The organism is bacterium (genome assembly GCA_037143175.1).
Taxonomy (GTDB): Bacteria; Verrucomicrobiota; Kiritimatiellia; order CAIKKV01; family CAITUY01; genus JAABPW01.
Map to the genome: position 1 here is coordinate 1 of JBAWZF010000086.1, position 6,293 is coordinate 6,293.

The following is a 6,293-nucleotide window of genomic DNA, read 5'->3' on the forward strand; positions in this document are numbered from 1 at the left end:
TGTAGCTCAATTGGACAGAGCATCTGACTACGAATCAGAAGGTTGCAGGTTCGATTCCTGCCAGGTGCGCCAGTCTTCATTCGCAGCGCAGCGAAGAATGAAGACTGGCGCGGCATAATTAATGCGCGTTAGCGAATTAATGAAGCCGGGCTAACGCTGCGAATTACGCCTCGGCACGCCACAATGAAAACATTCTTTTACGTTTACATTCTGCAAAGCGAGTCCGACCCACCCCATTATTACACCGGTTTCACAGAAGACCTAAAGGACACTTAACACCTTCGCCTTTGGCATAGGCTACACCAAGACAGTTCTGAGCCTTCGGATTTCCCTGTTCAGAAGCTTTGCGAAACCACTCAACCGACTCTGATAATCTCTGGCCTGCATCAAGATTGAGAGAACAGAAGAAACCGACATAGAATTGGGCGTCATCATTGCCTTGTTCTGCTGATTTTCGGAACCATTTCTCCGAATCCGGAAAGCTTTGACCGACGCCTTTTCCCCATAAATAGCATGCACCGAGTTCGCATTGAGCTTTGGCCTCCCCTTTTTCTGCCTCCTTTAGCCATTGCTGGACTTGTTCCGCTGAAGGTTTTACAGAGTCGGCACCCGCAACACTTCCCTGAATATTTAGCACAAGGAATAGGCAAACTGCGGAAACGTTGAATAGGCTCATGTGATTTCTCATTGTAGAAGCATCTGGATTCTCACCATGTCACAAACTTTGGGCATGCATCTTTACCTGCTGGTTCGGATCCATCGATTCGATGATGGTTTCACGATGACCAGGTGGTCGACATAGGAACGCTCTTTGTGCTCATTCAGGAAGGGGACAAGCAAGGCCAGAATATTCGGACTTGTCGTCGGGCTCACCTTCAGCCTGACCACTCCCGGATGTGATTCCAATGGCAGCACAGCCCAATCACCGAAATGCTCATCAAGTGTGACCAGCACACGATCCTGTGAAATGGCCATGGCGAGTATCTGATCATCATCCGCTGTCGCCAGTCCCAACTCTGAAACCCTGACGACATCCCACCCCTGTTGGTCAAGGGCAATCGCGACTTGAGCGTCGATCATCTGATCAAGGAGCAGTTTGGGACGGTTCACGCGGTGGCCAATTCCAGTTCGGTATGATCAATCACGGCGTTGCAGTAACTCAGTACCCCCACCACCTTGTCATGGGTGAGTTCAGGGTAACGGTTCAACAATGCCTGAATCGATCCGGCATCCGCCAGTTGATCAATCACAACGGTGACGGGAATCCGGGTCCCTGCCACTGTGGGCTTCCCGTTGCAACGCCTAGGGTCGATTTCGATAAATTGATTAATTGTCATAATGTTCCCTCACAAGGATCCACTTAGGTAAATATCACATATCCCGTATTCCCGTTCAAGACATCTCAGGGTATTGATCAGAGTGAGTTTGGCTTGTCACCTCGCCCCTGCAATGGTGAAAACCACCCCATTTTGGAACGAACCTGCCGTTTTGGAGTGTCAAATATCGGCTCTTAGGGAAGGTACCAGCCTAAAATTAGGCTGGTAGGCGATATAGGACTCGAACCTACGACCCCTACCATGTCAAGGTAGTGCTCTAACCAACTGAGCTAATCGCCCGGAAAGATTGCAAACTATAGGGATCAGCCTACTGACTGTCAATAGCGAGGATGGAGAAACATCGGGCGCAGGGTGCGATTGCATAATATTGCAATCGCACCAAAAGAGACCATGCCCCATGATAAATTCGTGAAACATTTTCGTATTTGTAGAGAATCTGAGATCGATTCCAACCCAAGGGGGTATGATCCTGATCGCTAGAGATGCGGCCGCCGATCACGGCACTTGAGCGTGCTAACACTGAACTGAAGCCTCGCCGGATCAACACCCGTAGACCGCAAACCGAAGCATTCGCTGTGGCCTGCTGCCGTGCCATTTATCATATAGGCGGAAGATCAGCCGCTCTTTGGGAATCGGCGGTGCGAGTTCCGGATCGAGCGTGGCGACAAGATGGAAACCGGGGAGGAAAGTGTCATTCGGCCCACGCAAGAATTGGTGGTTGAAGTATTTCACGTACGCATCCACGCAGCGCAGGCCAAGCCCTTCCAGTTTCTCAACCCACCAGGTCTTTGGCTTCACAGTTTGATGGAGATTCACGCCCTTGTGGAAATCGTCGCACAACGACACGCTCATGATCCAGAGACCACCCGGGCGAAGATGCTTCTTCACATTTTCAACAAGAGAGCTGATATCGCGTTCGTGAATGTGCTCCAACACTTCCCACATCGTGATGACGTCGAATTTGAGCCGTTTTTCCTCCGCCGGGAATTCGCCAAAAATGTCGAATTTCCTGGTGATATCCGCTGTAAATAGATGCTCAGGAATCGTTCGCCACTCGGCGCGACGTAACCGCTTGGAAAAATCGCTGCCCTCGATGCCAACGGCCATACAGCCATCATCGAGGCAATCTTTTACGAAACCGCCGCCGGAACATCCGAGATCAAGCACCCACAATGGCGGCCGTTCCTCGCCAAACAACTGGTAGAGCTTCTGATTGAAACGGCGATGGCGGCTGTTGTCGCGGCGAGTACCCCAAGGGATAAGATGATCGGGTGAATCATAGGCTACCTCGCGTTCAGCGCTAACGCGCACGCGACGAAGCTCAAACGGGTTCTGGTCATGGATAAGAAATCGCTCATCTGAGGGTATTGGCACACGCCCGTTGAGATCGGCCCGAAACATCGTTTTCATGTGTTAGAGTATGTAAAAATCCGGCACGAAGGTCAAGTTTGGCCGCAATTCGCATTTTGGCGGCGGGGACGGAAGATAGCGGGTGAGGAGCGGGCGTGAAGATGGGTTACTTGCGGCTGGGGCGAGAGATGGGAGCGTTGGCGTGATGCCTCGCGTGGCCGAACTCACAGGACTGATCTAAACTCTGGCTTTACGAAACAGGTAAGTAGACTTTATCATGATATATAAAATCTCGTCCTAGGAGAGCAAAGCACAGGTGGCAGCCGACGTCCTCGGCGGCTGCAGGTCCATATATAGAGACCAACTACCCGAACACCGGATACGGGAGTATTTATTCTGGATTCTGGCTCCTAACGACCTGAGTTGTTACGTCGGCCTTACCATTGACCACAAACGAGACTGTAGAAATGGATACCCCAGCGGCTCTGGCGACATCCCTGATTGTTGCTGAATTACTCATGCTAAACAGTTTAGCATAAAGAAATAGTAAATGCTATCACGGATTCTGATTTGACCTGATATATGGGCCAAATTATCCTTTGCATCCAGTATATCTGCGCCACAGGCGGATGCGCCCGCGGGCGCAGATGTTTGAATCTCTTTGCGGCAATCAGGAGTCCGGGGAGGAGGGCAACCCAGGTGGACGCCGACGTCCCGGCGGCATCTGCGCCCAAGGTGACTCTTCCAGTGACTAATGCCTAAGCGTGAATTGCTGAGCAGATCTGTTCAAACATATTTCTCCAGGATTTCTTATCTTGAAAGAAAGGCAAACAAAACTTATATTATCAGCATGATTGAGCTGGTTAAACAGAAACAAACTGAGCTTGAGGGCTTATGCCGGACATTTCAGGTGGCACGGCTTGAGTTATTCGGGTCAGCCGCCACTGGAAAATTCAATCCCAATTCCAGCGATTTGGACTTCATGATTGAATTTGAAAACCGGTCAGCCCCCGGTTTGTTAAATCGTTATCTTGATTTTGCCGAAGCCCTGGAAAAACTTTTTGGCCGGCATGTGGACTTGGTCACCCAGCGTTCAATCCGCAATCCCTATTTCCAAAAGGTCCTTGCCGTTACAAGGGAACTTCTCTATGAGCATCGAACTCAAGCAGCGTCTCTATGATGCCATGAGGCCTGCCGCGCCATCCAGTCCTTCACGAATGGCATCACGCCTGAGAAATACAACGACAGTCTTTTGCTGCGGTCGGGTGTTGAACGCCAATTTGAGATTCTCGGGGAAGCATTAAGCAAGGCTGAATTATTGAACGTAGGCCTGTCCCAATCCATTCCTGACATCCGCCGGATTGTCGGATTACGTAACCGCATCATTCACGGCTACGACTCGGTGGATGCTGAAATCATATGGGATGCCGTTCAAGTTCATGTACCCAAACTGCTCCCGATATTACTGACAGAACTGGCCGCCACCCCCGAATAACCGTAACTCCCGGGCAGTGAAAAAAATCTCATTCCTCCTCGATTATTTAGTCCGCCCTCAATTTTTCATGGATTTTTTACTAACTGACTGTACTATAAAATCATGGTTGCCCGAAAAGACATCAAGAAATATGTGAATGCACTGGCGCGTCAATTTGCGCCAGAAAGAGTTATTCTATTCGGATCCTATGCCAGGGGAAATCCGGGCGATGACAGTGACGTAGACATGCTGGTTATCATGGAGCACCCTATGCGCAAGGATGTCGAGCAGGCTGTTGCGATTGACATACAACTTAATCGAACGTTTCCATTGGACTTAATCGTGCGCCGCCCGTCAGAAGTCAGTAAACGACTGGCTATGGGCGATATTTTTCTACGAACTATTTTAGGGGAAGGACAAGTCCTCCATGACCGCCGTTCTTAAGGAGTGGATTCAAAAGTCCGATTAGCCGTGAAAATCATGAAGCGCTGCCGCACTGAGATTCGGTCATCTTTAGGGTTACACGATTCAGTCGTCCGTTGAGCGCGTAGATCGGGGCTCACGCTCCCTTCATTTCCCCCTGCATATCTTGTACATCTCCGCCACAGGCGGATGCGCCCGTGGCGCACATGTTAGATTCTCGTTGCAGCGATAGAGCGAACGCCTGGACTGATCAGTTCAATCATATTTTCTGTCCCCATGGCACTCCCTTATTTCAGATCATCCTTGCCGTCGGAGTATTTTGGTCTTGCCTGGCGGCAGGTAATTTTCGCCGGTCACCACTTGTTTTCCGGTCTCGGCCTCAAGTTCCACTCTGGCACGTTGAGCAATCCTGCCTCCGGTCTTCGCGGCAGTCTGGTTCTCCGCCATGCCGGTTGCGGCGATGGTCTCGGCGATCTGTCGGGTAGAAAGTTCGGCGAGTGCTGTGAAGATGAGTTCGGCCTCACTCATGTGGTCACGGAGATTCTGGGTCTTGAGACCTTTCATATCTTTGTGGGCATTGACGCTGACCCCACTCCATTCCTGATGGATGAGATTGGTGAGAATGGCGTATTCATCCCCCTTCTTGATCTCGTGCGTGGCCCAGTAGTCGGTGAGTTTGTTGCGGGTCTCCTGACCGGTCATACGTTGCTGAATCCACTTTTCGCTGTGGCCATGACTCTGCCAAGTAGCGCGGGCTCGTTCAAGCGCACGGGCCGGGTCAGACATCTCCTGCATGCGCTCATAACCAACTTTTGCGAGCCAGAGTTTGATGGGCTCGGCCTTGGGACTAGGGACGCTCTGAACAAGTCGCAAAAGAGTTTCAGCACTGGCGACATCTGTGAGATAATTCTTACCGTCAGCAGCGGCCAATTTCAGTCGGTGACAGTTTGTCACCGACTGATTTCCCTCCTTCATTAAGCGCTCTTTCAGCTTGTTCCAGTATTTTCTGGCCACCTGAAAATCAGACTGTTGAGTCAGAACCTGAATGATGTCCACAACGGAGAAAAACCAAGTTTCGGTCTTCTCGTCGTAAATGCGACGGATTTCGTGTCCCTCAAAAATGGCCAGATCCTTTTTCATCATGGAGTGAATTCCTTTCGTGCCAGAGATATTATTATCGGTTACCGCTTAGGATCATTATTTCTGGACATAGCCCTTGTGCATTGCTCGTATTAAGACAGCCACAGTATATATAGTCAAATTAAATTTAGCTACAGAGTTATTCCACCGCCCCTGATTCTGCGATCACCAGCGGATTAGTTGTTGGGTTGTTGGGTTGTTCGGTTGTTGAGGGAGGCGCATTGGAAGCGAGGAGCGTGGAGCCTGCGTCTAGTGGCTGATCCGATACTTGTCGGCCTTCCCATTGACCACAAACGAGACTGTTGAGATTGAAACCACAGCGGCTCTGGCGACATCCCTGATTGTTGCTGAATTACTCATGCTAAACAGTTTAGCAATAATAATTATCGAATGCTACCGCGGATTCTGATTTGAGCCTGATAACGTCAGCAGGATAAATTCTTTGGAATTGACTACCAAAAAATACAACCCAACCCTTGCCCCTCCAAGGAGGGGATCCAGATTGAAGACATTGAAGAGCAGTTCAATCGCGCGGTAGCGCGACCGAACTGTTCATTCCCATGCAGGAC

The 6,293-nt window shown here is 50.3% G+C and carries 9 protein-coding genes, 1 tRNA gene and 1 pseudogene; 3 read left to right on the plus strand and 8 right to left on the minus strand.

The features are described from left to right. Positions 1 to 250 precede the first annotated feature (250 nt). The 6 genes from WCI03_14820 to WCI03_14845 all read right to left on the minus strand — a co-directional run bounded on the left by WCI03_14820 (position 251) and on the right by WCI03_14845 (position 3,207). Positions 251 to 688, minus strand: coding sequence for a tetratricopeptide repeat protein (locus WCI03_14820; GenBank protein MEI8141126.1), 438 nt, complete (start codon positions 686 to 688; stop codon positions 251 to 253). A 50-nt stretch (positions 689 to 738) separates the two neighbouring features. Further along, on the minus strand, positions 739 to 1,110 hold the full coding sequence (locus WCI03_14825) for a DUF5615 family PIN-like protein (GenBank protein MEI8141127.1): 372 nt from the start codon (positions 1,108 to 1,110) through the stop codon (positions 739 to 741). Then, entirely contained in the window at positions 1,107 to 1,337 is a 231-nt protein-coding gene (locus tag WCI03_14830) for a DUF433 domain-containing protein (GenBank protein ID MEI8141128.1), read from the minus strand. Before WCI03_14830 ends, WCI03_14825 begins: the two co-directional genes overlap by 4 nt. A gap of 202 nt (positions 1,338 to 1,539) precedes the next feature. Continuing rightward, positions 1,540 to 1,616, minus strand: a tRNA-Val gene (locus WCI03_14835). 261 nt (positions 1,617 to 1,877) lie between these two features. Then, a complete protein-coding gene (locus tag WCI03_14840; protein MEI8141129.1) occupies positions 1,878 to 2,747 on the minus strand; it encodes a class I SAM-dependent methyltransferase in 870 nt (289 codons plus the stop codon). Between the two features lie 331 nt (positions 2,748 to 3,078). Beyond that, on the minus strand, positions 3,079 to 3,207 hold the full coding sequence (locus WCI03_14845; GenBank protein ID MEI8141130.1) for a LacI family DNA-binding transcriptional regulator: 129 nt from the start codon (positions 3,205 to 3,207) through the stop codon (positions 3,079 to 3,081). A gap of 330 nt (positions 3,208 to 3,537) precedes the next feature. Between WCI03_14845 and WCI03_14850 the strand changes: the two genes are divergently transcribed. The 3 genes and pseudogenes from WCI03_14850 to WCI03_14860 all read left to right on the plus strand — a co-directional run bounded on the left by WCI03_14850 (position 3,538) and on the right by WCI03_14860 (position 4,605). Then, complete coding sequence (locus WCI03_14850) at positions 3,538 to 3,867, plus strand: nucleotidyltransferase domain-containing protein (GenBank protein MEI8141131.1); 330 nt, start codon at positions 3,538 to 3,540, stop codon at positions 3,865 to 3,867. Between the two features lie 18 nt (positions 3,868 to 3,885). Then, positions 3,886 to 4,182, plus strand: a pseudogene (locus tag WCI03_14855) (HepT-like ribonuclease domain-containing protein). 102 nt (positions 4,183 to 4,284) lie between these two features. Further along, positions 4,285 to 4,605, plus strand: a complete 321-nt coding sequence (locus WCI03_14860; GenBank protein ID MEI8141132.1) for a nucleotidyltransferase domain-containing protein — start codon at positions 4,285 to 4,287, stop codon at positions 4,603 to 4,605. Between the two features lie 276 nt (positions 4,606 to 4,881). Here the strand turns inward: WCI03_14860 and WCI03_14865 are convergent, their stop codons facing one another. Both WCI03_14865 and WCI03_14870 read right to left on the minus strand, forming a co-directional pair. Further along, positions 4,882 to 5,724 (minus strand): BRO family protein, encoded by an 843-nt coding sequence (locus WCI03_14865; GenBank protein MEI8141133.1) that lies wholly within the window; start codon positions 5,722 to 5,724, stop codon positions 4,882 to 4,884. 249 nt (positions 5,725 to 5,973) lie between these two features. Then, positions 5,974 to 6,084 carry a LacI family DNA-binding transcriptional regulator gene (locus WCI03_14870; protein MEI8141134.1) on the minus strand — a complete coding sequence of 37 codons (111 nt, stop codon included), beginning with the start codon at positions 6,082 to 6,084 and terminating at the stop codon, positions 5,974 to 5,976. Positions 6,085 to 6,293: the final 209 nt, after the last annotated feature.